Raw genomic sequence first — 24,712 nt, 5'->3', positions numbered from 1 at the left:
CGCCCGCCGCCCGCCGCCCTGCGCCCGCCGACGGAAGCTGGCATCTTCACCGCAGCGTGTTCCGGGTGGTCTGCCGGCCGGCGCACAGCGACTGGTGGAAGGCATCGCTTCGAGGGCCGTCGATCGGAGGCGCTCCCAGTGCCGAGCACATCCCACCCATCGGAGGCGCGCCCACGTGCCGGGCACGTCCCACCCAGCGGTCGCCCGTCTCAATGAGTAGGCCGCGGCGCCCACCATCCGGACAAAAGCGCTCAGGCAACCGCCAATATCCGTTATTTCGCCCACCTGCGGCAGTCCGACCCTCGAAGATGTGGAGTTCGTGCTCGGAGCGGACAGAAACTCTCCAGATCGGGGTACGGCAACACCGTGATCGGCACCAAGTCCGGCACCAGATCGCGCTGCGACACGCGGCAGCAAAATCCCCGCTGAGCCCTGCGGCCGTGCGGAAAGCCGGCCGCCGCGCGACAACCCTCGATCGTTGATACCGGGCCTTCCGGCGCGCCCGAGACCCATGCACCGGGCACGGGTCCGGCGGCGCCCGGACGGACGGCACCCGGACGGACAGCGGACGGACAGCGGACGGACGGAACGCGGGCGGGCTCAGTCGTTGTCTGGGCAGTCGCAGTGCTCGGGTGGGTCCAGGGCGTCGGCGGCGCGGCGTTCGGCGTGGATGCCGGTGGTGCCGGGGCGGTCGGTTTCGTGGACCGGCTGGTCCTGCTGCCACGCACGGGTCTGGGCCAGCACGCCCGCCGCGGCCGGGCCGGGTGGCGGGGTGGGGCGGCGGCGGAAGTAGCGCCGGAGCAGTCGGCGGAGCAGGCGCACGTCTCCCCCTCGATCGGACCGCTTGACGATCATGAAAGGTAGCGGCGCCGGGGAGTGCGGGCACTCGGGTGAAAGGGAGTTCTTGTTGATCATTCGTTGTGCTGGTAGGACCGTCCGGTTAGGACTGTGCGCGGCCGGCTACGAGGTTGCCCGCGTCGCGTGGCAGGCGGAACGCGTCCACTGCGGGCACCAGCAGCAGTGCGGCCAGGAACAGGAACGCGAAACGGTAGGCACCGTCCACCGAGACGCCGGCGCCGAGTCGCACCAGCAGGGCGCCGACCGCCACGCCGAGCCCGCCACCCAGCTCCTGCACCGTCGACATGAGCGTGTTGGCGCTGGTCATCCGCTCGCCGGGGACGTCGGCGAAGGCGACCGTGTTGTAGGTGGTGAACCCGATCGACCGGAAGATCCCGCTCAGCGTCAGCAGGGCGAGCAGCGGGACGATCGGCGTCGACTGCCGCAGGAACGCGATACCGACCAGGCAGACCGCCGACGCCAGCACCGCGCCCAGCATCACGGTGCGGATGCCCAGGTGCCGCATGAGCGGGGTGGTGGCCGGTTTGATGCCGACGTTGCCGGCGAACAGGGCGATCACCACCAGGCCGGCCTGTGCCGCGGTCCAGCCGAAGCCGATCTGGAAGAACAGTGGCAGCAGGAACGGGATGGCGGTGATGACGGCCCGGAACACCGAGCCGCCTAGCGCGGTGACCCGGTAGGTGCGCACCTGCAGGATGCTCAGGTCGACCAGCGGCCGGTGGGCGCGGAGCAGGTGCCCGACCGTCGCGGCGAGGGCGACCGCGGCCAGCGCCAGCGCGCCGATCGCCAGGGGCCAGTCGGGGTGCGACTCGGCCACCCCTTCCAGACCTACGACGAGCGCGGCGATGCCGGTCGCGCCGAGCAGGAAGCCGCGCAGGTCGAGCGGGCCGGGATCGTCGGCGCGCACGTCCGGCACGAGCCGGAAGGACAGGAGCAGGGCGATCACCCCGAGCGGCAGGTTGATCAGGAAGATCCAGCGCCAGGAGGCGTACTCGCTGAGGAACCCGCCCAGGGCGGGCGCCAGCAGCGGCGCGACCAGCGCCGGCCAGGTGAGGTAGGCGACGGCCCGGACCAGGTCGGTCTTCTCGGTGGTACGGATCACGACCAGCCGCCCGACCGGCACCATCATCGCCCCGCCGACGCCCTGCAGCACCCGGGTGCCGACCAGCATGGGCAGGTTGACGGCGGCCGCGCAGCCGGCCGACGCGAGGGTGAACACGGCGATGGCGACCGCGAACACCCGCCGCGCCCCGAACCGCTCGGTGAGCCAGCCGCTGATCGGGATGAGAACGGCGATGGTCAGCACGTACGCCGTGATCGTGACGTTGACCGTGACCGGCGCGACGCCGAGGTCGGCGGCGATGTGCGGCGCGGCCGGCGCGATCACCGTGGCGTCGAGGAACTCCATGAAGTACGCACCGGCCACCAGCAGCGCCAGCCAGCGCGCACTTCTCGTCATGGGTAGATCATGCCCGGCCGGGCGTCAGGCATTCCAGGAGTCGATGGCCGGGTTGCCGTGCTCGAAGCCGAGCGTCGAAATGGTCGCGGTGCCGAGCTTCAGCAGGCCGCCGCCGCTGGCCGGCAGCCCGATCCAGCGCGCGCCGGTCACCCGCAGCGAGTGGCCGTGGGCGATCAGCACCACGTCGCCCCGGTCCTCGTCGAGGATCTTGCGGGCGTGTGCGAGGACCCGGTCGAGGCGGGCGGCGACCTGCTCGGGGGCTTCCCCGCCGGGTGCGCCGTCGGTCCACAGCGACCAGGTCGGGTTGGTCTCGCGGATGGTCGCGGTGGTGATCCCCTCGTACTCGCCGTAGTTCCATTCGGCGAGGTCCTCGGTGGTCTCGGTGACCGTCAGCCCGGCCAGCTCGGCGGTCCGCAAGGCCCGCTTCCGCGGGCTGGAGATCACGGCCGCAAACGTACGGCCACGGAGGCGCTCACCGGCCGCGCGCGCCTGCCGCTCACCCTCGCCGGTCAGTTCCAGATCGGTGTACGACGTGTGCCTGCCCGCCGCGCTCCACTCGGTCTGCCCGTGCCGAATCAGCACAATCTCCGCCATGCGTTCTTTCTACCGTGTCGCGCGCTTCCCCGCCGCCGGCTCGGCATGACGAGCCGCTCACAGAGCCGGACGAGCCGCTCAGCGACGGGCGGCGCACAGACGTTGCGCACCGGCCAGGCATCTGCTTTTGTCGATCTGATCCGGTGGGTCCGCCGCCCACCGGGAGGCTTCCGTCAAGGGGGTCACCGTGGTGATCAAGGTTTCGACAGCAAGGTCCTTCGAGCCCGAGGTAACACGAGCGTTCCGCTTCCTGGTGGCGGAACATGCCCTGACCGGCCCGTCGAGCACCGGCCCCACCCAGGTCTTCTACACGGGGCCGGAAGTTGCCTACACGATCACGTTCGACCCGGCCGGGCACACGGTGACGACGAGCGTCGCCCGGGACGTGGGTGCGGTCCGGCTGACCGCCGATCTCCCGGCCCTGGTGGTGAGCGCCGCGCTGGGCCATCCGGCGATGGTGCCCTGCACCGCCCGCACGCTGCTGGAGATGCGTGCGGCGATTTTGACCCAGGCCCATTACGTACGCCGTTTGCAGCCCTATCTCACACCGCTGAACGTGGTGCCCCTGATGCGGGCCGCCCACGCTCAGGAACTGCGTTCGGCCTGAGGGGGTGGGCGGGGCCGCCGTTCGCGGCGGCCCCGCCGGCCGTCAGGAGGCGTACGTCTCGAACTCCGCGATTCGCGGGGTGCCGGACGAGCTGACGATCTCGAAAGTGATCTTCTTGAGCGAGGTGCTGGTGAGGCTGATGGTGCCCGGGGTGCCCGAACCGCTCTTCAGGACCGCGCCGGTGTCGCCGTTCTTGACCTGCCAGGAGCCGATGCTGGAACCGGACGCCTCGCGGATGACCACGCGGGAGACCGACTTGGCGGCGCTCCACTTGACCGAGACGTAACCGGTCGCGCCGTTCGGCGACCAGTAGGTCGAGGTGCTGGCGTCGATCACGTTGCCGTAGCTGGTGCCGCTGGCCTTGCTGGAGCCGTCGGCGCCGGCCCCGATGCTGAGGTTGGTGCCGCTGGGCGCGGTGGTCGGTGAGGTGGTCGGGGGCGTCGTCGGGGAGGTGGTGGGCGTCGACGTCGTCGGGCTGGTGGTCGGGTTCTGCGAGGAGCAGCTGCCGTTCGACGTCTTGATCCCGGTGTTCGCGCCGGCCGTGGCGGCCACCAGGGCCGGGACGCAGGCGGCGTTGTCGAGGCTGTACGAGTAGGGGATGCTCACGGTCGTGTTGGACGCCATGCTCGGGCCGGCCGGCTTGGTCTCGCTGTCCGCGGGCGACCAGGTCACGTTGTCCAGGATGTTGCCGCTGGCCTGCCAGTAACCGGCCGCGTCGGTGTAGAAGGTGCCGAGCACGTTCATCGAGTTCTTGAAGTAGTTGTTCTCGACCTTGGCCCGCGCGCCGGCCCGGGAGTTGATGCCGGACTCGTTGAGGCTCACGTACGAGTTGTTGTAGATGTGCGCGATGCCGCCGCGCAGCAACGGCGTACGGGAGTCGATGTTGGTGTAAAGGTTGTGGTGGAACGTCACGTAACCGTTGCTGGTGTCGGTCTCGCTCGAACCGATGAGGCCGCCGCGGCCGGAGTTGCTCAGCTTGGCGTAGGACAGCGTCACGTACTGGGTGTTGTCCTTCATGTCGAACAGGCCGTCGTAACCCGCGTCCTCGCCGCCGGAGGCCTCGAGGTTGACGTGGTCGACCCAGACGTTGCGGACGGTGCTCTCCATGCCGATGGCGTCACCGCCGTTGGACGTGGGCGAGCCGGACTTCTTGACGTTCCGGACGGTCACGTTCTGGATGATGATGTTGCTGGAGTCCCGGATGTGGATGCCCAGCTGGTCGAAGATCGCCCCGCCGCCGACCCCGATGATCGTGACGTTGCTGATCTCCTTCAGCTCGATCTTGTCGGCCGCGGTGTTGCAGCTGTCGCCGGAGACCTTGGTGGTGTTGCCGTGGTTGATGGTGCCCTCGACCTCGATGGTGATCGGGGTGCTGCTGCTCGCGCGGTTGCACAGGGCGGTGTGGATCGCGGTGCCGGTGGTGGCCCGGACGGTGGTTCCGCCGTTGCCGCCGGTGGTGCCACCGTTCTGGCTGGCATACCCGGTGGCAGTGCCGACGGCGGCCGCGGAAGCCTCCAGCATCGGCGCGGCCAGCGCGACCGCTCCGGCGACGGCAGCCGTTCCGCCCGCTATCAGCAGGCGTACAGCGACTGATCGCTTCATTTCTGTCCCACTCTCGTAGTTCGGAAGCCGCGCCCGGCCGCGCGTGCGCAGGAAAGCGCTTTCCTCAGCGAGGATAGGAAGGTGTCTATGAGCAGGCAAGCGCTTGCCCGTATTACGGGGATATGAACCGCAGATTTCCCCGACCCACGCCCCATCCCGGCACCACACGCGCCGAGCAGCCCTCAACCGCGCGCCTGACGTCCGCGCCTCGCCCCCACGCCACCCACGCCACCCACGCCCCCCCGCCCAGCGACCACGCCGACGACGCGGGCTCCCAGTGCGCAAACGCGACATGCCGCTTATATACCCCCGCTCACAGGCCGATCGAAGCGACCTTGCGGAGTTCTCGTTCGGAGCCGACACCAGCTCAACAAGATCAAGCGTCGAGCAGCGACCACGGCCGCCCCGCGCAGCGACCGCACAGCGACCGGGCCGGCGCCACCGGTCCACGGCGCGCGAACGCGACATGCCGCTTATATACCCCCGCCGACCGGCCGACCACGCGACCTTGCGGAGTTCCCGTTCGGAGCCGACACCAGCTCAACAAGATCGGAGCCGCCGCTGAGCGACCCCGGCCGCCCCCGGCGCTATCCGGACAGCCGGCGCTTCCGGTTCGGGCGGGCGCCCCGCGCAGCCCTCACCCCCGCGCAGCCCTCGCCCCCCGCGCAGCCACCGCGCCCGCGCAGCCACCGCGCCGGAGCCGCTGGCCCGCGGTGCACGAATGCGACAAGCCGCTTATATACCCCCGCCGACCGGCCAACCCCACGCGACCTTGCGGAATTCTCGTTCGGAGCCGACACCAGCTCAACAAGATCGGAGCCGCCGCCCACGGCGCCCACGGCAACCACACGAGCCCGGAACAGCCGCGGCCGCGCAACGACCGCAACCGCGGAGCGGCGCCGGCGGCCGCCTCACGCGAGAGGGGCGCTGCGGCCCGGTGTTGCACCCGGGCCGCTTCGCGCTTTCACGGGATTCTCCGTGATGCGTACCCAAAAGGTTTTGTCTTATTTCTTCCGGGTTGCGGTGATTATGATGCCGACTATCACCGCGATGATGATGACCACGAATGAACAACACAGCATCAGGTGCCACGGCTTGATCGCTCCCATGGCGGGCACCCTATCGATCTAGGTCAACGGTGTGACGCGCGCCGCTGCGCAGGTTCTTTGAATTTGAAATAGTTGCCGAAGCAACGACGTTGTGGCGGGCATCAGCGAAAGCACCACCGGAGGAGCGGGTCATGCAGTTCGGGATCTTCAGCGTCAGCGACATCACCACCGACCCGACCACCGGGCAGACCCCGACCGAGGCCGAGCGGATCAAGAACATCGTCACCATCGCGAAGCACGCGGAGGAGGTGGGCCTGGACGTGTTCGCGCTCGGCGAGCATCACAACGAGCCGTTCTTCTCGTCCTCGCCGACCACGACGCTCGCCTACATCGCCGCGCAGACGAACACGCTGCAGCTCAGCACCGCGACCACGCTGATCACCACGAACGACCCGGTGAAGATCGCCGAGGACTTCGCGATGCTCCAGCACCTCGCGGACGGCCGCGTCGACCTGATGCTGGGACGTGGTAACACCGGGCCCGTCTACCCGTGGTTCGGCAAGGATATCCGGGCCGGGATCCCGCTCGCCATCGAGAATTACTCGCTGCTGCACCGGCTGTGGCGCGAGCACACCGTCGACTGGCAGGGCAAGTTCCGCACGCCGCTGCAGGGCTTCACCTCCACGCCGCGGCCGCTCGACGAGATCCCGCCGTTCGTCTGGCACGGCTCGATCCGCTCTCCCGAGATCGCCGAGCAGGCCGCTTACTACGGTGACGGTTTCTTCGCCAACCACATCTTCTGGCCGGCCTCGCACACCCAGCGGATGATCGCGCTGTACCGGGAGCGCTTCGCGCACTACGGCCACGGCGACCCCGACCAGGCCATCGTCGGCCTCGGCGGCCAGGTGTTCATGCGCAAGAACTCGCAGGACGCGGTGAACGAGTTCCGCCCGTACTTCGACAACGCCCCGGTCTACGGCCACGGCCCGTCGATGGAGGACTTCACCCGGGAGACCCCGCTGACCGTCGGCTCGCCGCAGCAGGTCATCGACCGCACGCTCGGCTTCCGTTCCTACGTCGGGGACTACCAGCGCCAGCTGTTCCTGATGGACCACGCCGGCCTGCCCCTGAAGACCGTCCTCGAGCAGCTGGACCTGCTCGGCAGCGACGTCGTCCCGGTCCTGCGCAAGGAGTTCGCCGCGCTGAAGCCGGCCCACGTCCCGGACGCTCCCACCCACGCAACCCTGCTGGCCACCGCTGCCAAGGCCGCGGCGGCAAAGAAGGACGAGGTCAACGCATGAACCAGCGCACCCTGGCGGTCGTCTCGGCCGGACTGAGCCAGCCTTCCTCGACCCGGCTGCTCGCGGACCAGCTGGCCACGGCGACGGTGGCGGCCGCCGGCTTCCCGCTGACGGTCAAGGTCATCGAACTGCGCGACCTGGCCCACGACATCGCCAATCACCTGCTCACCGGCTTCCCGCCGGCCACGCTGAAGGAGGCGCTCGACACGGTGGAGAGCGCCGACGGCCTGATCGCGGTGACGCCGATCTTCACGGCCAGCTACAGCGGCCTGTTCAAGTCCTTCTTCGACGTGCTCGACAAGGACGCCCTGGCCGACAAGCCGGTGATCATCGCCGCGACGGCCGGCACCGCCCGGCACAGCCTGTCGCTGGAGCACGCGCTGCGCCCGCTCTTCGCCTACCTGCGGGCCGCGGTGGTCCCGACGTCGGTCTTCGCGGCCAGCGACGACTGGGGCGCCGACTCGGCCGACGGCATGCTGCGCACGCGCATCGACCGCGCCGCCGCCGAACTCGCCCGCGAGATCGAACGACGCGACCCGGTGTCGGTCACCGATCCGTTCGCGCTCACGGTCTCCTTCGAGGACCTTCTGAAAAACCCTTAGCGGTACGGGCATCGAAGAGTCGAGTGGCACTCAGGGCCGGCCTGAGTGCCACTCCGGGCCGTAACGCCCCTTTCGCGGTAGTGGTGGGTCGCCCCTTTTCGTTGATCGTGCACGGCCGTTGCGCACCCGGCGTGACTGCGTTGTGATGGTCCGCAACGTCGTCGCCGGGGGGTCGCCGTGCGTATCGGACTCAAGCTGCTCATCGCGGCCGCCGCCAGCGGCCTCACCTATCTACTGACCGGCCTGGGCGGCCAGCGCGAGATCTGGCGCCTGGCCGTCGCCGCCGCGGTGGGCGCGTTCACCCTGGTCGCCCAGCTGCTGATCGAGGCCGCCGAGGCGTCCCGCCACCTGGAGCTGGCCCGGCAGGCATCGGTGTCCCGCCGCGACGTGACCAGGCTGGTCGCCGCCGGCGGAATTCCCGACGCCCCCGGCCGCCAACTGCTCGACGGCGTTCGCGCCGAACGCGGCGACTCGGACTGGCTGCTGGGCCTGACCGAGACCGCGACGAGGGGCATCGACGCGGTCACCATGGCCTCGTTCAGCGAGGGCGAGTTCTTCGCGAGCGGCCTGGGCCGGCAATACCTGGAACGCCAGCGCGACGCGATCGCCCGCAACGTGCGCATCCGCCGCCTGTTCCTGCTGACCGAGCGCTCCCCCGACCCACACCGGCTGGACGCGTTACTCGAACCGCACCGCACCATCGGCGTCGAGATCCGCGTGCTCCGCGGTGTCCGCCAGTCCGTCCTCGACGACTTCACCGTGTTCGACCAGAAGGTCAGCTACGAGTTCCAGACCGCCCAGGTGGTGGACGACGGCATGGTCCCACTGGTCGCGAGCGTGGCGTTGGTGGCCGACCCGCGGCTGGTGAAGAGGCGCCAGGAGCGCTTCGAGCAATTGTGGTCGGTCGCCGTCCACCCCTGATCTCAGCGCAGCGCCATCCGCACACCGGGCGAGAGCAGCGTCTCGTGCAGCTCGATCTCGGTGAGCTTGGTGCCCATCGGCACGTCGAACACCAGCCGCCCGGCCACCGTCTCACTGGGCACGATCGCCTCGGTCCAGCTGAACGGGTTAGCCTGCCGCTCGGCACCGGTGTCGCTCGTGTACTGCGTGCCGGTCCCGTCGAACACCTTCTGGGCGCTGCCGTCGAAGGTCTGCGGCGCGTCGGCCCGGTTGGTCACCTTGACGCCGACCAGGCAGTAGACACCCTGCGCGGTGGCCGCCGCGGCCCCGGTGCCGACCGTCTTGGTGCCACACTTCGCCTCCGACACGACGAATTCGAACACCCCGTCGCGCCCGGCCGACCCGAGTGCGACCGGTGCCGCTCCGTCGCCGTCGCCGTCGCCGCTGCCGACGACGTACCAGGCTGCCGCACCGCCGCCCACCAACAGCACGGCGATGGCGGCGATGACCCAGCCGCGGCGCCGGGGGCCGGCATGCGATCTCACGGACGGTGACGGCGACATCGTCGGGTGGTAGGCCATGTGTGCACCCAACGACCATTGATGATCTCGCGCATGATCCGAGTGGCCGATGGTTCATCGGATGATCGGACACATCGGATCACGGTTGTCATTTCTGCGACGCGAACACGACATCTGACGGCCGATCCGGACCAAGGCCCTCGATCGCATGATGGCGCCATCCGTGGACCCAGGGTTACCCTCGGTGGACCAGCCGACTTCGCGCGCGCCTCCCGCACTCGGCCGCTGACTCATAGACTCCTGAGAGACGGAGGGCATCTGTGCCGGACGAAGACCCGCGCGCAGTATCAGTGGCCGGCTTGATCGGTAACGCCGACGTCGAGTGGGACGACTTCGACTCGCAGGCGTACTTCGCGAACAACTACGGCACCCTGCGCTGGGACGACGCCGCCATCATCAGGATCATTGCGGACTTCTTTGCAACGAGCCTGCCGGAGAAGTTCATCGGCCACGCGATCGACGTCGGCTCCGGCACCAATCTCTACCCCGCGCTGACCATGCTGCCCTACTCCTCCCGGGTGACGCTCTACGAACGGGCCTACACCAACCGGACTTGGCTGCACCAGTCGCTGGCCCGGCCGCAGGAGTCCTGGCTCCAGTTCTGGCGGGAGATCTCCGGCGGCCGGCGGCCCTACGCCCGGATCCCCAGCCCGCTCCGACTGCTGGCCGACCGGGCCGAGGTGACCAAGGGCAACGTCTTCGACCTGAAGCCGAACCGGTACGACCTCGGCACGATGTTCTTCGTGGCGGAGTCGATCACCACCCGGGACGACGAGTTCCGCCGCGCCGCCCGCCTGTTCGTCGACTCGCTGGTGCCCGGTGCGCCGTTCGCCGCCGCGTTCATGCGCAACTCCTCCGGCTACTTCGTCGGCGACATCGGATTCCCGGCGTGCTCGGTGAGCGAGGACGACGTCCGGGAGGCGCTGACCCCGGTCGCGCGCCGGCTGGAGATCGAGACGGTGGACAGCAACGACCTGCGGGAGGGTTACAGCGGGATGATGGTCGCGACCGGCCGGAAGAAGTAACACACCACCCTCGCCGTCACCGAGCGCAACCATCGGCGGACTCATTGCGGAAGTTGACCTCGTCCGATCTGATGTAGACACGTGGGCCTTGGGGGGACGACGCGTGCAGATCCTTGTCAAGATCATCGTTACCGCCATCGCCGGTGGCCTGACCTATCTGCTCACCAACATCACCGAGCAGCCGAAGATCTGGCAGCTGACCATGTCGGTCTTCGTCGCCGGCATCGTCCTGGTGGTCCAGTTCCTGATCGAGAACGCCGAGCAGGCCCGCCGCACCCAGACCGAGAACGCGGAGCAGGCGGCCTGGCTCAAGGAGTCGGTGGGCGCGATCAGCGCGGCCGCCACCCACCTGGCCACCGCCGAAGGCCACCTCGACCGGCAGAGCCTCAGCCGCCTGATCGACGCGACCAGCATGACGTCGTTCGACCGGTACCGCGGATTCGTCGACGAGGGCGAGTTCTGGGCCAGCGACCTCGGTCTGCGTTATCTGGACCGGCAGCGCCGGGCCATCGAGCGGAAGGTCCAGATCCGCCGGCTCTTCCTGCTCGACGAGGACGCAACCGACACCGACCAGATCAAGTCGCTGCTGGAACCGCATCAGAAGATCGGCGTGGAGACCCGGACCCTGCTCCCCGAGGACGTCGACTTCCTCTACCAGAACGACCTGGCGGACTTCATCGTCTTCGATCAGAAGATCAGCTACGAGTTCCACACGGCACGATCGGTGCGCAAGAACGTCACGCCGCAGATCGACAGCGTGGCGCTCGTCGTCAACCCCCTGCTGGTGAAGAGACGCCAGGACCGGTTCGAGGAACTGTGGAAGGCCGCCCGCGCCGACATAACAACAAAAGGGACATAGAGTCGAATGAGGCTCTTGCCTGCACAGATGTCCGACGACGTTCTAATCTGCAAGGACGGCGGCTACCAGCCTCAGTGCCGAGTTGCGAGACCCGCTCCACCGACAGCCGATGATCGCGTCACGCACCCGTCGACGCCCGACCCAAGCGCCGGAGGATCCCGTGGCCGATGACGACTCGCGCGCGATGCACCCGATCGCCCGAACCGCTCTGAACGCCGAGGTCGAGTGGGAGATGTTCGACCCGGACACGTACTGGAGCACCAACTACGGCACGCTGCGCTCGGACGACGCCGAGATCATCGACATCGTCAAGGAGTTCTTCGCCGGCACCCGGATGCCGATCGGGTCGGCCCGCGCGATCGACGTGGGCACCGGCGCCAACCTCTACCCGGCGCTGACCATGTTGCCGTACTCCTCGCGGGTGACGCTTTTCGAAAGGGCCCACTCCAACCGCGCCTGGCTGCGGCAGGAACTGGCCCGGCCGCGGATGTCCTGGCTGGACTTCTGGCGGGAGATGTCCGAGGGGTACCCGCACTACCAGGCGATCGAGCACCCACTCGATCGCCTGCGCCGCCGCGCCCTGGTCGAACGGGGCAACGTCTTCTCGCTGACCCCCAACCACTACGAGATCGCGACGATGTTCTTCGTGGCCGAGTCGATCACCACCGAGCACGAGGAGTTCTGCCGCGCCATGCGGCTGTTCGTCAACAGCCTGGTCCGGGGCGCGCCGTTCGCCTCGGCGTTCATGCGCGGGTCCTCCGGCTACACCGTGGCCGGGCAGAAGTTCCCGGCGTGCTGGGTGGACGAGAACGACGTGGCCGAGGCACTCACACCGGTCGCCCGCGACGTGCGGATCACCCACGTGAACAGCGAGGGCCTGCGCGAGGGATACCACGGGATGATGGTGGCTACCGGCTTCAAGAGGTGACACGGGTTGTTACAGATCGAGCCACGCCAGGAGATCCTCGGCATCTGGGGCCGGGTCGCGCGCATCTCCTACCGGGACGATATGTGGGTGCCCGGCGGCCGGGCCCGCAGCAACTCGATCAGTGACGCCGAGCAGCTCCTCTGCATCCTCGGCCCGGCCACTCGGCTGCGGGACTTCCGGGTCGACGATCCGGACGAGGTCGGTGGCGACGCCGAGGCCGCGCTGAGTTCGCTGGGCACCGTGATCGAGGTGCCCCAGCGCCTGCTGGAGGCGCTGACCGACTACCTCGATCGATACACCGGCGCGGACGGGACACCCCTCTTCGCCGGCGGCTCGGCCTTCGGGGCGGACAGCACCACGGCCACCCCCGAGCAACAGTCCCAGGACGTCGTCGACTCGTTCGCCGTCTCGGTGGTGCTGACGCTGGCAATCATCGACTTCGCCCGCGGCTTCCGCCGGAAGGTGCGCCGGCCCGAGGTCAAGAAGAAAGTGGACGAGCTGGCGGAGAAGGCGAGCACGCGGCTCACCGCCGCGCTGATCGGCCTCCTGCGCAGCTTCTCGGTCAACGTGTTCCGGATCGACGACCGAGAAGGCGCGCAACTGCTCAAGACCCTCACCCGGGACGGCCACTCGACCGACCGCGCCGCGCAGAGCCTGCATACCGCGGTCGACGGGATCCGCGCCCGGCTGCGGGACGACGTCGTGGGAAAGCCGGGCATGGTGCCGATAGCCGACCTCGAGGACAACGGTTACCTGTTCGAGTGCGGCTGGTCGTGGGGCCTGGTCGAGCAGGCGCCGAAGGTCGAGACGTCGGTGGCGGTGGGCGTTCAGCGCGACGGTGTCGCGGAGAACAAGCCGTACCTGTACTTCACCACCGTGGCGATGGAGGCGATCCAGGAGCTCACCGCCAAGCGCACCCAGCCGGGCGGGCTGCTCACCGAGGAGCAGAACCGCCTGGCCCGGCACCTGGAGATCCGCCTCGAACTGACCGGCGCCTACTGGGCGACCGTCGCGACCTTCGGACCGGGCCGGTGGCCGCTGGAGAACGCTCCCTGGCAGACCACCGACGGACTGCACACCGACTACTACACCCTGCTGGTCACGGCACTGCTGCTGCACCACATCGCACCCCGGCCGGCGACCGCCGACCTGCATCGCATCGCCGAGGTGCTGGACGACCTGGCCGAGCGCAGCCGCATCTCACTGTGGGCTCCGCCGGACGACCCGGCCACCGTCGTGCATCATCCCGGCATCGCCTTCCCGCTGGTGGGCAGCGAGAAACTGGGCGGGCCCCGGCTGAGCTGGATCTTCGCGGACATGGCTCCGCAACTGCTGAAGAGCACCCTGAACCTGATCGGCCTGTTCGACCACACCGGCGACGAACGCGCGAAGCTGCTCGAACTCGCCGACGAGATCTGGAACCACCTCGACCACCGCCGAGAACGGGACGCCGCCTGGACCGGCCTCTGGGACCAGCCGATCGGCGCGCTCCCCGACGTCCCGGTGCGGCACGACGAGGTCTCCTGGTACTACACCAAGCGGGTGGTGGACTGCCTGGTCACCGCGGTCCAGGTGATCGAGGGGAAACCGCCGGAGAGTGAACTGGTCGACCGGCTGGCCGCCGATCTGCTCCAGATGGCGAACCACCGCTACAGCCGCGAACTGCTGCGCGGGTCACCCCGCACCGGCAACGACATGGGCCGGATCCGGGCCGGCCTGGAACGCGCCCGCCAGACCCACACCACTGCGCCGGACATCGCCCTCGGCTACCTCTTCGAGGCCCTGCGCGAACTCGACCGGGTGGCAGCCGCCTGGCAGAACGACGCGGGGTAGCCATGATGGTGCGGACGGTATCTAATCTCGAAGACATGGCTGCCGACCGCAACGACGTCCTGATCATCGGCGCCGGCGTCATCGGCCTGACCACCGGCGTCCAGTTGGTCGAGAGCTCCGGTGGCTCGGCGCCCCGGGTCCACATCGTCGCCGAGCAGTGGGCCGAGGAGACCAACTCCGCCGCCGCCGGGGCCATCTTCGACCCGAGTCACGCCCAGCACGATCGCCTGGGCGACTGGGCCGGGCGCACCGCCCGCCGGTTCGGGCAGCTCGCCGGCGAGCATTTCCCGGGAGTCACTCTGGTCGACGGCCTCGAGGCCTGCCGCCAGCAGCTCAGACCCCCGCCGTACATCGAGAGCCTGCCCACCTTCCGCCCCTGCCCGCCCGCCGAGTTGCCGCAGGGTTTCGTCACCGGCTGGCGCTACCGGGTGCCGGTGATCGACATGCCGCCGTACCTCAAGGCGCTGCGGCAGCGTTTCGAGGCCGGCGGCGGGACGCTGTCGCGGGGCCGGCTGGGATCCCTCGCCGAGGTGACCGCCGAGGCCGGCATCGTGGTCAACTGCACCGGCATCGGCGCCCGCGACCTCGTGCCGGACACCCAGGTCCACCCGTCCCGCGGCCGGCTGGTGGTGGTCGGCAACCCGCAGGGGCGAAAGACCTTCTTCGCCGAATACACCACCGGCGAGCAACACGACATGACGTACGTGTTCCCGCACGGTGCGACCCTGGTCCTGGGTGGCAGCATGGAGAAGGGCGAGGACGCCGCGATGCCCGACGACGAGATCCCCGACGCGATCCTGCGGCGGTGCCGGGAGGCGTTCCCCGGCGAGACCTTCGACGACCACGCGCGACGACGACGCACCGGCATCCGTCCCCATCGGCCCGAGGTCCGCCTCGAGGTCGAGCCCGCCGGCGACGGCCACATCATTCACAACTACGGCCACGGCGGCTCCGGGGTAACCCTCTCGTGGGGCTGCGCCGAGCAGGTCGCCGACATTGTGTTCCAACTGCGGAGCTGAGGAAGCGGATGCAGATCAAGCCACGCCAGCAGCTGCTCGAAATCTGGCGCGCCACGGCGCGGGTGTCCTACGGCGACGGATGGATGCCAGGCGGCCGCGACGGCAGCAACTCGATCAGCGACGCCGAACAGTTGCTGTGCATCATGGCCCCGGCGACCGAGATGCCGATCTTCCGCCTCGACCAGCCCGATACCGTCACCGACGACGTCCTCGAAGCGCTGGGCCCGCTCGGCGACAACCTGCAGATCCCACAACGCCTGCTGCGCGCTCTCGGTGAGTACCTCAACCGGTACACCGGGCCGGACGGGCGGCCGATCTTCTCCGGCGGTACCTACTTCAGCTCGGAGGGTCCCCGCGAAAAAATCGAGCCGGAGCAACTGGACCTCGATGTCGTCGATTCGTTCTCCATATCGGTGACGCTGACGCTGGCGATCATCGGCTTCACCAAGGTGTTCCGCCAAGTGGTCACCCGCGCCGCACTGGTGCGGCAGATCGACGAGGTGGAGCAGATGGCCAACCGTCGGCTGACCGCCGCCATGACCGGGTTGCTGGACAGTTTCGCGGTCAACGTGTTCACGACGGACAGCTCGCTCGGCCGGGAGCTGATCCGCACGGTGAATCAGGAGCGACGTCCCTCCCACATCGTGGTCGAGGAGCTGCGCCGGGCTTTGCGGGAGATCCAGGCCCGGCTACGTGACGATGTCATCATGGGCTCGGGCTCCGCCGAGGGAAGCGAGCTGGACAACCCGAACCGCCTGTTCGAATGTGGCTGGTCCTGGGGGGTGGTACGCAACGAGACGTCCGCTGATGTGGGTGAGCAGCGAGACGGCGTGGCGCAGAACGCGCCGTACCTGTATTTCACCGCGGTCGCGCTCGACGCCATTCAGCAACTCTCGTCCGAGCGCATCCGCCTGCTCGGCCTGCTCGATCTGGAGCAGGCACGTCTCGCTCAGGCACTCCAGCTACGTTTCGAACTGACCCGGTCCTATTGGGCGACGATCGCGACGTTCGGATCGGGCCGCTGGCCTCTGGAGGACTTCCCCTGGCGGACCACCGACGGCATCGAGTTCGACTACTTCACGCTGCTGGTCAGTGGGATGGTCATGCAGAACATGACGACCATGCGCACAACCGGCGCGGAGATGAGCCGAGTCGCCGCCGTGCTGGAGGAACTGGCGAACAGAGCCCGGATCACGCACCGCTCAACCGAGCCGGAGCCTGCCGTCGGTGTCCACTCCCCCGGCCTCCACTTCCCCCTCGAGGGAAGCGATGCCGCAGGCGGACCTCCTCTGCACTGGACGGTTGCCGACATCTCGCCCACGCTGTTGAAGCGCACGCTCAATCTCGCCAACATGACCACGGACGGGGCGACCCGCAGCCGGATGCTCGAGCTGTCCGACGCGATCTGGGAGCACCTGGGCATGCGGGTGATCCGGCACGGCCGCGACCGCGGCCTGTGGGACTTCGCCGCCGGCGCCTATGTGTACCTACCGCAGGAAGTCGATCAGGCTTCCTGGTACTACACCAAGCGGGTGGTCGACTGCCTGGTAACCGCAGCCACTGTGATCAACGAACCGCCGCTGTCCAGCGAGCTTCTGCTGCAGATCGCGGCCGATCTGCTCGCCGAGGCGGATCACATGTACGACCGAGAGTTGCTGAACGGCACCACGACCCGCGGCGCGACGCTGCGGGCTGAACTGGAACGAATCGGGACCGAGCTGAGACGCGCCCGTGCCATGCACGGACAGCGGCCGGGTGCGGCGGTGGCCGTCGTCGAGGAGGTACTGCGAAAACTGGACCGGCTCTCTGCGGCCCGACGAGCCGATTCCGGCTACCTCCTATGATCATCTTTGCGACCTCCGACAAGGGCGGCACCGGACGTTCGGTCACCAGCACCAACGTCGCCTACCGGCAGGCCTTGCAAGGCAGGGATGCCTGCTACCTCGACTTCGACTTCGGTTCGCCGACCACGGGGGCCATTTTCGACCTGAGTGCCGCGCAGGCCGGCACCGACGGCGACGGCCTGCACGCTTACCTGGCCGGCGATATCTCGGCGCCGCGCAAGATCAATGTCTGGGCGGAGACGCAGCGAGAGACGCTCCGGAACCGGCCGACCGGCGCGGGTCGGCTGATGTTCCTGCCCGGTGACCGAGGCGGCAGCGAGTTCCCCTCGTCCCCCGATATCGTCCGGCGTTGCGTCGAGCTACTGGCACGCCTGGACGAGGAGTACGACCTGGTACACGTCGATCTGAGCGCGGGCCGCTCGTACGCCACGGAGATCGTCCTGGCGGCCACCGCTCGCCCCGAGTTGATGGATATCGAGGCCCGCTGGGTGGTCTTCCACCGCTGGACCCGGCAACACATCATCGCCGCCAGCGGCCTCGTGTACGGCCCGAAGGGCCTCCTCGAGGCAGGCGCGAGGCAGGGCCATGACCGCGACCGGCTGCGCGAGAACATCCGTTTCGTGCGGACGGCCGTGGTTGACCCGGCCTCGCCCGATCAGGCCGGAATGCGGCCCGAACAACTGGCCTGGCTGGACGTCTGTAACCGGCGGCTGCAGGAACTGGCCGCCACCCACCGGGTCGGCCGGATCGACGTGCTCGGCATCATCCCGCTCGACCCGGTGCTGCAATGGCAGGAGCAGCTGCTCACCAACGACGACGTCTGGCTGCACCGGACCGCCAACGAGAGCACGGTCAGCGCGTTCGAGGACCTGGCCAAGAAGATCGTCGACCCGGACGCCTGGGCGGGTCTGTGACGGCCTCGGACGGCCTCTTCACCGAGGCGAGTGCGTCCCCCGTCGTCCAGTCGGTGGCGCTGTCGCACCTGTCGGTCGAGCTCGGCCACCTCTACATGGACGACTTCCGGGCCGGCGAGGCCCGGCTGCGCGAACACTTCCAGCGGGTGGCGCCGTGGGCGCGGACCGCCATCGAGCAGACCGCCGCGTCGCTCGGCTCCAAGCGCACCCCGCGGGTCAGCACCTGCTTCCTCATCGACGACTACTTCACCCGCTTCTCCACCCCGGCCGAGGTGATCGCCGCGCTGGTCACCGCCGCTGAGGCGGCGGATTTGCGGATCGACTACGTGGCGCGGGAGTCCGGCTGCGCCCGGGCCGGCGACGTCGACCTGGCCACCCTGGTTCAGGAACACCTGGTGCACGAGCCGGCCGAGGACACCAACGGCGGCCGCCCGCCGACCACCGAGTCGGGCTGGCTGACCAACGGCGAGCGCTCCCCCGCGCGGGCCACCTCGGCGATGTCCGGGCCCCGCGAGTGGCGGCCGCCGCGGCAGAGCGCCGTGCAGAACCATTCGATCTTCGTGGACATCGAGCTGTGGAGCGACTCACCGGACGGCCGGCTGTGGTCGTGCCCGTTCCTGGCCACGGTCTGGCAGTTGCAGCGCCTCGGCCTGCTACGACACCTGGGCCGGCCGGTGGCGGAACCGGTCACGGTGGGCGAGCTACCCGCCGATTGGGACGAGATGCCGCCGATCATCCAGCTGGACCCGGCGGCCGCCCCGCTACGTGCTTATCGCACGTTCAACCCGCTCGACAGCCGCTTCCTGCCGATCGAGCTGGCGGTACGCACCGTCCTGAGTCAGGTGTGGATCGACCCGGTGGTCGACCAGCAGGTGCGAGGCCGCGCCCAGGCCGAGGGCGTGGAACTGCCGGCCGAGCTGGTGGGCCGCGTCTCCTACGCTTTCATGTAGACACGATTGGGCTATATACCACCAAAGTTATCAACCTGCAGATTGCAGTCAGCTGACTGCCACTCACCTTCAGCGAAGCCGTCACCTCGTCGACGGATGGGCAGAGTCGCGACCCATGAGACCGCTTCGACTCGGAGGCATAGCGGGAGCACAACTAACCGGATCCGATGCAGGGGCAGTGGGCCCATCACCGCGGCCAGGCAGCACGTAATCGGTACCGGCCGAGGTAGTTGCAAACTCGCTGACTGCCAACTAGCGGCTTGGCAACCGGCCGTCCGGCCTGCCGTACCGGCGGGCGCTTCACTCCATCGTGCTCATGGCGGCCTGAGAGCACGCGCCGGGGAGCGCTCAGAACGCTGCGGTTTCCGGCTGGGCCGACCAGCGAATTGCTCCGAGCGCGGTTCAAGGCCGCACAACGCACTCCGCGAACCTGACCGCCGGGCGAATTGCCACCCTCTCCATCCGCCTGGAATCGCGCATAAAGATAGGCCCCGCGCATAAGCGCGGAGCCTCTGTGCAAACCTATTCAATTTGTCAGCGGATCATGCGGTCCCGAATGGATAGCAGAAATGTGCCGGACAGCATTGTCGCGGATATGCCGGCCAGCCAAGCGGCCTCGACGGGAGCATCGCTTGATCGAGTGAGGCAGCCGGCCACGAAACCGACCATGATCGCCGCCAACATCAGCAAAGCCAGATCGCCCGTGCTGAGCTGCCTGAATGGACGACCACGAGATGGCTCGGCTGGCAATGACTCGGTCTGGGGGATTATCATACCCCCCGCTCCTCCCGCCGTGGGGGCAACCTCATGGCTGCACGGGATCGAGTGACTGTGGGCCAGATCCGGATTCCATTGCACCGGCGCCGGGTCTGGCCCTTTTCCACGCAATTCCGATTGCGTCGGACTCGGCGTGAATTCCACCGTCCCCATACTTCGATTGTTTATTTGACCCTCCGCTGAAGACCCCCGGACGATCACCATTTCCTCCATTCGTCGGCGATTTTGACAACGACCGGGCAGAAGCGCACGGCGCCGCCCGGCGGCAACACCACCCCATTTCAGCCCCGCTGTCAAGCCATCGACCAAAAGCTGCCGTTCGATAACTTTCCTCTGCGGCGTCGTCCGTTCCCACAGTCGGTGCATTAGGCTGTGAAGTTCCCCTCACGAAATTGATCATCGCCAGCTCCACGAAGACATTTCGCGCGGAAAACCTCGCACTTTAACACCCTTATAGGCCGCGCGTATCAAACCGCGCGGCGGCGGATGCCTCTATATATGGAGGGGCGCTCACCGCTGCATCGCCGCCGCGACCGCAACCTGGTCGCGGACGCGGTTGACCAGGATGTTCCATTGGCGGCTGAGGCCGACCCCGCTTTCCAGGGCCGCCCACAGGGCACCGGCCAGTTCGCCGTCGAAGGCCCGCGGAAGCCACAGGTGCAGCAGGTAGTCGATGGCCGGGAGCAGGCGGGCGAGCACCTCGTCGCGAGGAAGAACCCCGATCGCGGCCTTGTGGGTCACCTCCAGCAGCACCGTGATCAGCCAGTCGTGCAGGGCCACGTCCTCGGCGACGGCGGCCAGCCGGGCCGGATCGGCCTCGGTGGCGGCGAAGCTGAGCACCCGGAGGTCGTCGTGCACGGCGAAGCGGACCCGGGCCGGATCGGGGTCGCTCGGTTCGATCGACACGACCCAGCGCAGGCCGGTGCGGGCCGCCCGCAGAGTCGGCCGCCCGGCGGCGTGGGAGTTGCGCTGCACCCGATCCGCGGCCCGGCGGGCGATGCCGCCCAGGTCGAGAGCCTCCGGATCGCGCTGCGTCGCGGCGAACGCGTCGGCCAGCTCGTTCCAGCGGGTGCGGCCGACCGCCTCGATGACGCCGGGCCGGCTCAGATAGTGCGACCAGGGCCGGCGGGTGCTGCCGTCAGCGCGGACCACCGTCGCGTACGCCGAGCCCTGCACCACGTGACCGTCCACGATCGATGCCCGCTGCCAGGCCGTGCCGATGCCGCGCAACCGCCGGGCCGAACCGGGCAGGCCGAGCGGGCAGTCGACACCGACCGGCTTGTCGGGGGAGCGTACGTGCGACCGCGGCCGGGTGGACACCCGCACCGGCTCACCGGCCACCAGGTCGACCAGGGTGCTCGCGACATCGGCGGGCACCGGACCGCCGCCGCGCAGAAGGCCGGTCTGCACCTCGCCGACGATGAGCATCCCGGGTCTCCTAATCGGTCCGGTGCGGCGGCACGTGGGCCATGTCCCACAGTTCCATGAACAGCAGGATGCACTCCTTGACCCGTGAGCTGGTGAGGACCATGCGGGTCTCGGCGACCTGAGCACGCCCGAGGGCGCCGGTGGTCGCGGTGGTTTCGTACGCGAGGACGTCGTCGAAGATGACCAGGTCGCGCATCCGGCCCTGCAACCGGGGCGGCACCCGGTCCAGGACGAGCAGCCGAACCTCGATGTCCGCCTCGAGCTGTTCCACGCAGACCCGCCGCAGCATCGGGTCGTCGGCCCGCGACGGCTCGTCGATCACGAAGATGCGCCGCACCCGCTTCCCGTCGCGGGCCGCCCGCCCCTGCGCGTCCAGGTAGCGCTGACCGAGCTGGCTCTGCCACAGGTCGTAGTCGGCCGCGGCGAGGCTGATCGCGTCGATGCTCGTGGTGGCGGTGCTGGTCAGGCCGAGCAGCCACTCGCGGTCCTCGCCGTAGTACGTGACCGTGCCGCCCTCGGAAAGTTGCTTCACGAACTCCGACGTCTCTTTGATCTTCGCCTGGACGAACTGGTAGACGATCGGGGGCGACTCCGGAGAGATCTGCGTGGAGTTGCGCACGAACTGGGTGACCAGATCGGTCTGCAGGGCCGACGCCTCGATCAGGCCGAACAGCGCGGTAGCCTCGCTGAACTCGGCGAAGGCATGGCCGACGAGCCGCTCGATGCGGGCCATCCCGTCTGTCCCGGCCCGCTCCACGGCGGTCAGCCGGTGCTCGAACGCGACGAGGAACTGCGCCAGGAGCACGACGCCACCAACCAGGACGGACAACATCAGGCGGAGGCTGGGATCCTGGTTCAGAAGGTCGGTAATCAGATAAGTGAGACCGCCGGCGAGGATGGTGATCACCGCCGTTCGCACGGCGCCGACTCCGTCGCGCGGCCTCGGCCACCCGTCGGCGCTCACCGCCGCATCGCCGCCGCGGTAACTCGCGACCGGCCCGTCCGCACTTCGCCGACGATGAGCATCTCTACCCCGCCCTCTGCCGGAGGCCCGGCAATTGGATTGATTGGATAGCACCGGCGGCCGCCAGTCCAGCCACGAAATTCAGTCACACGATGGAACCGCACGACCACCGCCGGTCGGTACGCTCGCGGCATGGCGCCCGACCGGCACGACGTACTCGTCATCGGTGCCGGGGTGTCCGGCCTGACCACCGCCCTTCAGCTGGCCCGGCAGGGCCTGGCGGTCCGGATCGTCGCGGCCGACGCACCCGGACAGACCAGCTCGGCCGCGGCCGGCGCGCTGTGGGACCCGATCTACGCGAACCATCCCCGGGTCGGCGCCTGGGCGGCCCGCAGCTACGACGAGTTCGCCAGGATGGCCGGGGACGGGGTGCGCCTGGTCGACGGCGTGGAAGCGGCCCGCGAACCGATGACCACTCCCGACTGGGCGCTCGGTCTGCCCGGCTATCGCGAGTGCGAGCCGGCCGATCTGCCGGCCGGTTTCGTGCACGGCTGGCGCTATCGGGCGCCGATCATCGACATGCCGCACTACCTGGCCCGGCTGGAACGGCTCGTGCGCGAGGCCGGCGGCACTTTCGCCTTCGGCGAGCGCCTGGGCAGCCTGGCCGAGGTGGACGCGCCGATCGTGGTCAACTGCAGCGGTGCCGGAGCGCACGATCTCGTCGGCGACGCCGAGGTGCACCCGATCCGCGGGCAACTGGTCGCGGTGCGCAATCCGGGTCTGACCGAGTTCTTCGCCGAGCACACCGCCGAGTTGGGCGAGATGACCTACCTGATTCCGCAGGGCGCGGTGCTGCTGCTGGGCGGCAGTGCCGAGCCGGGGATGGCCGACCGGCTACCCGACCCGGAGATCGCCGCCGCGATCGTGAAGCGATGCGGGGACGTCTTCCCGGCGGTCCTGGCCGCCGAGGTGCTCGAGCACCGGGTGGGCGTCCGCCCGTCCCGCCCGATGATCCGCCTCGAGCACGAGGAACGCGACGGCCGGCACGTCGTGCACAACTACGGTCACAGCGGCGCCGGGGTGAGCACGTCCTGGGGCTGCGCCGACGACGTCAAGGCGCTGGTCCTGGAGCTACTGGCCGGATAGCCGCCGAGCCCGGCCGGGTCGGTGGAAGAGGACCCGGCCGGGCCGGCGCCGCCGTGCACCCGCGGAGGGGGGACTCGGGAGAACCGGCGGCACTGCCGCCCCGGGCCGGAATCGGCCGCCGATCCCGGGGCGGACGCTCGGTCAGCGGCCCTGCAGCGACTTCACGTTGTTGCCGAAGGTCCAGGACTTCGAGCCGTCCCAGTTGATCGACCAGGTCATCACGCCCTTGATGGCGCTGACGCTGTTGTACGCCTGGGAGACCAGCGACGGCGTCATGTAGCCGCCGCCCGCACCGGACTGGGCGGGCAGGCCCGGGACCTGCTTGTCGTACGGGACCTTGATGGTGGTGCCCTGGATGGTGAGGCCGTTGTTCAGGCACTGGGTCTGGACCGTGAAGCCCTGCACCGTGCCGGCCGAGTACGAGTCGCCGGAGCAGCCGTACATCGAGCCGTTGTAGTACTGCATGTTCAGCCACCACAGCCGGCCGTTGTCCACGTACTTCTTGATGATCGGCAGGTAGGAGCCCCAGATCGAGCCGTAGGTGACGCTGCCGCCGGTCACGTACGCGGTCTCCGGCGCCATGGTCAGGCCGAAGTTGGCCGGCATCGCGGCCAGCACCCCGTCGATGATGCGGATCAGGTTGGCCTGCGAGGCGGACAGCGTGGTGATGCTGCCGCTGCCGGTCAGGCCGGTCTCGATGTCGATGTCGATGCCGTCGAAGTTGTACTGCTTCAGGATCGGAACGATGGTCGCCACGAAGCGGTCGGCGACGGCGCTGGAGCTGAGGTCGATGCCGGCCGCGGCGCCGCCGATCGACATGAGGATGGTGCTGCCGGCCGCCTTCGCCGCGCACATCTCGGCGGGTGTGGACACCTTCACCCCGGCGTCCATGCCGTTCTCCCACAGCACCGTGCCGTCCGAACGGATCACCGGGAACGCCGCCGCGATCACGTTGTAGCCATGGGAAAGGATCCGGCTGTCGTTGATCGGAATCCAACCCAACCCGGGGTGTACGCCGTTGGACGCGCCGTCCCAGTTCTCCCAGTACCCCTGCAGCACCTTCCCGGCGGGCCGCGACTTGACCGCGCACGTCGAGCCGGTGGGCGAAACGGTCGGGGAGGTCGTGGGCGGGGTCGTCGTGGGTGCCGTGGTCGGCGGCGTGGTGGTGGGCCGGGTGGTCGGCGGAGTCGTCGTCGGCGCGGTGGTGGGCGGGGTCGTGGTGCCACCGGTGCAGGCCCCGAGGTCCTTCCACAGTGACGGCGTCGCGGCCGGGTTCCAGCCCGCCCCCGCATAGGCCGTGTGCGTGACGAGCGCCTGGTAGAGGTGGGCGTTGTAGGTGACCTGCTGCCCCGCCGTGTAGGTGGGTCCCTCGGTCCACACCGTCCCCGAGCAGGCCACCGCCGCGAACGACGTGCCCTCTCCGGCGACGACGACAGCCATCGCTCCGGCCGCCACCGCAACCCCTGCGACCA

The 24,712-nt window shown here is 68.9% G+C and carries 22 protein-coding genes; 13 read left to right on the top strand and 9 right to left on the bottom strand.

Going from position 1 to position 24,712, the window contains the following annotated elements; genetic code table 11:
• Positions 1-600: 600 nt before the first annotated feature.
• The 3 genes from Ato02nite_RS01340 to Ato02nite_RS01330 all read right to left on the bottom strand — a co-directional run bounded on the left by Ato02nite_RS01340 (position 601) and on the right by Ato02nite_RS01330 (position 2,911).
• A complete protein-coding gene (locus Ato02nite_RS01340; protein WP_213004458.1) occupies positions 601-822 on the bottom strand; it encodes a hypothetical protein in 222 nt (73 codons plus the stop codon).
• Between the two features lie 118 nt (positions 823-940).
• Positions 941-2,317, bottom strand: a complete 1,377-nt coding sequence (locus tag Ato02nite_RS01335) for an MFS transporter (protein ID WP_213004457.1) — start codon at positions 2,315-2,317, stop codon at positions 941-943.
• A gap of 24 nt (positions 2,318-2,341) precedes the next feature.
• Positions 2,342-2,911: a histidine phosphatase family protein gene (locus Ato02nite_RS01330; RefSeq protein WP_213004456.1), complete on the bottom strand. Its 570-nt coding sequence runs from the start codon at positions 2,909-2,911 to the stop codon at positions 2,342-2,344.
• 187 nt (positions 2,912-3,098) lie between these two features.
• Here Ato02nite_RS01330 and Ato02nite_RS01325 point away from each other — a divergent pair, with 187 nt between their 5' ends.
• Complete coding sequence (locus Ato02nite_RS01325) at positions 3,099-3,518, top strand: hypothetical protein (RefSeq protein ID WP_213004455.1); 420 nt, start codon at positions 3,099-3,101, stop codon at positions 3,516-3,518.
• Between the two features lie 42 nt (positions 3,519-3,560).
• On the opposite strand, the gene Ato02nite_RS01320 is transcribed toward Ato02nite_RS01325, so the two are convergent.
• Entirely contained in the window at positions 3,561-5,120 is a 1,560-nt protein-coding gene (locus Ato02nite_RS01320) for a pectate lyase family protein (RefSeq protein WP_213004454.1), read from the bottom strand.
• Between the two features lie 1,240 nt (positions 5,121-6,360).
• Between Ato02nite_RS01320 and Ato02nite_RS01315 the strand changes: the two genes are divergently transcribed.
• From Ato02nite_RS01315 to Ato02nite_RS01305, 3 genes are all read left to right on the top strand, one after another.
• The gene (locus Ato02nite_RS01315; protein ID WP_213004453.1) at positions 6,361-7,470 is read left to right on the top strand and encodes an LLM class flavin-dependent oxidoreductase; all 1,110 of its coding nucleotides are present in this window, start codon (positions 6,361-6,363) and stop codon (positions 7,468-7,470) included.
• The gene (locus Ato02nite_RS01310; RefSeq protein ID WP_213004452.1) at positions 7,467-8,072 is read left to right on the top strand and encodes an FMN reductase; all 606 of its coding nucleotides are present in this window, start codon (positions 7,467-7,469) and stop codon (positions 8,070-8,072) included. The genes Ato02nite_RS01315 and Ato02nite_RS01310 overlap by 4 nt, the downstream gene beginning before the upstream one ends.
• Positions 8,073-8,249: 177 nt before the next feature.
• The gene (locus Ato02nite_RS01305) at positions 8,250-8,993 is read left to right on the top strand and encodes a DUF6879 family protein (RefSeq protein ID WP_213004451.1); all 744 of its coding nucleotides are present in this window, start codon (positions 8,250-8,252) and stop codon (positions 8,991-8,993) included.
• 2 nt (positions 8,994-8,995) lie between these two features.
• Here the strand turns inward: Ato02nite_RS01305 and Ato02nite_RS01300 are convergent, their stop codons facing one another.
• Positions 8,996-9,517 (bottom strand): DUF4352 domain-containing protein, encoded by a 522-nt coding sequence (locus Ato02nite_RS01300; protein ID WP_213004450.1) that lies wholly within the window; start codon positions 9,515-9,517, stop codon positions 8,996-8,998.
• 326 nt (positions 9,518-9,843) lie between these two features.
• Between Ato02nite_RS01300 and Ato02nite_RS01295 the strand changes: the two genes are divergently transcribed.
• The 8 genes from Ato02nite_RS01295 to Ato02nite_RS01260 all read left to right on the top strand — a co-directional run bounded on the left by Ato02nite_RS01295 (position 9,844) and on the right by Ato02nite_RS01260 (position 18,925).
• Complete coding sequence (locus tag Ato02nite_RS01295; protein ID WP_213004449.1) at positions 9,844-10,578, top strand: SCO2525 family SAM-dependent methyltransferase; 735 nt, start codon at positions 9,844-9,846, stop codon at positions 10,576-10,578.
• Between the two features lie 103 nt (positions 10,579-10,681).
• Positions 10,682-11,437 carry a hypothetical protein gene (locus Ato02nite_RS01290; RefSeq protein ID WP_213004448.1) on the top strand — a complete coding sequence of 252 codons (756 nt, stop codon included), beginning with the start codon at positions 10,682-10,684 and terminating at the stop codon, positions 11,435-11,437.
• Between the two features lie 160 nt (positions 11,438-11,597).
• The gene (locus Ato02nite_RS01285; protein ID WP_213004447.1) at positions 11,598-12,365 is read left to right on the top strand and encodes an SCO2525 family SAM-dependent methyltransferase; all 768 of its coding nucleotides are present in this window, start codon (positions 11,598-11,600) and stop codon (positions 12,363-12,365) included.
• A 6-nt stretch (positions 12,366-12,371) separates the two neighbouring features.
• Complete coding sequence (locus tag Ato02nite_RS01280) at positions 12,372-14,198, top strand: SCO2524 family protein (RefSeq protein ID WP_213004446.1); 1,827 nt, start codon at positions 12,372-12,374, stop codon at positions 14,196-14,198.
• 35 nt (positions 14,199-14,233) lie between these two features.
• A complete protein-coding gene (locus Ato02nite_RS01275; RefSeq protein ID WP_213004445.1) occupies positions 14,234-15,217 on the top strand; it encodes an FAD-dependent oxidoreductase in 984 nt (327 codons plus the stop codon).
• A gap of 8 nt (positions 15,218-15,225) precedes the next feature.
• On the top strand, positions 15,226-17,061 hold the full coding sequence (locus Ato02nite_RS01270) for an SCO2524 family protein (protein ID WP_213004444.1): 1,836 nt from the start codon (positions 15,226-15,228) through the stop codon (positions 17,059-17,061).
• Positions 17,058-17,975, top strand: coding sequence for an SCO2523 family variant P-loop protein (locus Ato02nite_RS01265; RefSeq protein ID WP_213004443.1), 918 nt, complete (start codon positions 17,058-17,060; stop codon positions 17,973-17,975). Before Ato02nite_RS01270 ends, Ato02nite_RS01265 begins: the two co-directional genes overlap by 4 nt.
• Positions 17,972-18,925 (top strand): SCO2522 family protein, encoded by a 954-nt coding sequence (locus tag Ato02nite_RS01260; protein ID WP_213004442.1) that lies wholly within the window; start codon positions 17,972-17,974, stop codon positions 18,923-18,925. The genes Ato02nite_RS01265 and Ato02nite_RS01260 overlap by 4 nt, the downstream gene beginning before the upstream one ends.
• 534 nt (positions 18,926-19,459) lie before the next feature.
• Here Ato02nite_RS01260 and Ato02nite_RS01255 read toward each other — a convergent pair.
• From Ato02nite_RS01255 to Ato02nite_RS01245, 3 genes are all read right to left on the bottom strand, one after another.
• The gene (locus Ato02nite_RS01255; RefSeq protein WP_213004441.1) at positions 19,460-19,699 is read right to left on the bottom strand and encodes a hypothetical protein; all 240 of its coding nucleotides are present in this window, start codon (positions 19,697-19,699) and stop codon (positions 19,460-19,462) included.
• 513 nt (positions 19,700-20,212) lie between these two features.
• On the bottom strand, positions 20,213-21,130 hold the full coding sequence (locus Ato02nite_RS01250; protein WP_213004440.1) for an SCO2521 family protein: 918 nt from the start codon (positions 21,128-21,130) through the stop codon (positions 20,213-20,215).
• A 10-nt stretch (positions 21,131-21,140) separates the two neighbouring features.
• A complete protein-coding gene (locus Ato02nite_RS01245) occupies positions 21,141-22,049 on the bottom strand; it encodes a hypothetical protein (RefSeq protein WP_246605957.1) in 909 nt (302 codons plus the stop codon).
• A 237-nt stretch (positions 22,050-22,286) separates the two neighbouring features.
• Here Ato02nite_RS01245 and Ato02nite_RS01240 point away from each other — a divergent pair, with 237 nt between their 5' ends.
• On the top strand, positions 22,287-23,240 hold the full coding sequence (locus Ato02nite_RS01240) for an FAD-dependent oxidoreductase (protein ID WP_213004438.1): 954 nt from the start codon (positions 22,287-22,289) through the stop codon (positions 23,238-23,240).
• A gap of 141 nt (positions 23,241-23,381) precedes the next feature.
• Here the strand turns inward: Ato02nite_RS01240 and Ato02nite_RS01235 are convergent, their stop codons facing one another.
• Positions 23,382-24,680 (bottom strand): carbohydrate-binding protein, encoded by a 1,299-nt coding sequence (locus Ato02nite_RS01235; protein WP_438873003.1) that lies wholly within the window; start codon positions 24,678-24,680, stop codon positions 23,382-23,384.
• Between the last annotated feature and the right edge of the window lie 32 nt (positions 24,681-24,712).

The organism is Paractinoplanes toevensis, assembly GCF_018332695.1.
Taxonomy (GTDB): Bacteria; Actinomycetota; Actinomycetes; order Mycobacteriales; family Micromonosporaceae; genus Actinoplanes; species Actinoplanes toevensis.
Note: the sequence above shows the minus strand (reverse complement) of the source record. Positions and strands in the feature narration are given on the sequence as shown.

Bases quoted from the DNA above. Each gene is read 5' to 3' on its own strand.
- Ato02nite_RS01235 (WP_438873003.1), bottom strand. From the start codon at position 24,680: ATGGCTGTCGTCGTCGCCGGAGAGGGCACGTCGTTCGCGGCGGTGGCC.
- Ato02nite_RS01330 (WP_213004456.1), bottom strand. From the start codon at position 2,911: ATGGCGGAGATTGTGCTGATTCGGCACGGGCAGACCGAGTGGAGCGCG.
- Ato02nite_RS01335 (WP_213004457.1), bottom strand. From the start codon at position 2,317: ATGACGAGAAGTGCGCGCTGGCTGGCGCTGCTGGTGGCCGGTGCGTAC.
- Ato02nite_RS01250 (WP_213004440.1), bottom strand. From the start codon at position 21,130: ATGCTCATCGTCGGCGAGGTGCAGACCGGCCTTCTGCGCGGCGGCGGT.
- Ato02nite_RS01275 (WP_213004445.1), top strand. From the start codon at position 14,234: ATGGCTGCCGACCGCAACGACGTCCTGATCATCGGCGCCGGCGTCATC.
- Ato02nite_RS01320 (WP_213004454.1), bottom strand. From the start codon at position 5,120: ATGAAGCGATCAGTCGCTGTACGCCTGCTGATAGCGGGCGGAACGGCT.
- Ato02nite_RS01270 (WP_213004444.1), top strand. From the start codon at position 15,226: ATGCAGATCAAGCCACGCCAGCAGCTGCTCGAAATCTGGCGCGCCACG.
- Ato02nite_RS01255 (WP_213004441.1), bottom strand. From the start codon at position 19,699: ATGATAATCCCCCAGACCGAGTCATTGCCAGCCGAGCCATCTCGTGGT.
- Ato02nite_RS01310 (WP_213004452.1), top strand. From the start codon at position 7,467: ATGAACCAGCGCACCCTGGCGGTCGTCTCGGCCGGACTGAGCCAGCCT.
- Ato02nite_RS01265 (WP_213004443.1), top strand. From the start codon at position 17,058: ATGATCATCTTTGCGACCTCCGACAAGGGCGGCACCGGACGTTCGGTC.
- Ato02nite_RS01315 (WP_213004453.1), top strand. From the start codon at position 6,361: ATGCAGTTCGGGATCTTCAGCGTCAGCGACATCACCACCGACCCGACC.
- Ato02nite_RS01240 (WP_213004438.1), top strand. From the start codon at position 22,287: ATGGCGCCCGACCGGCACGACGTACTCGTCATCGGTGCCGGGGTGTCC.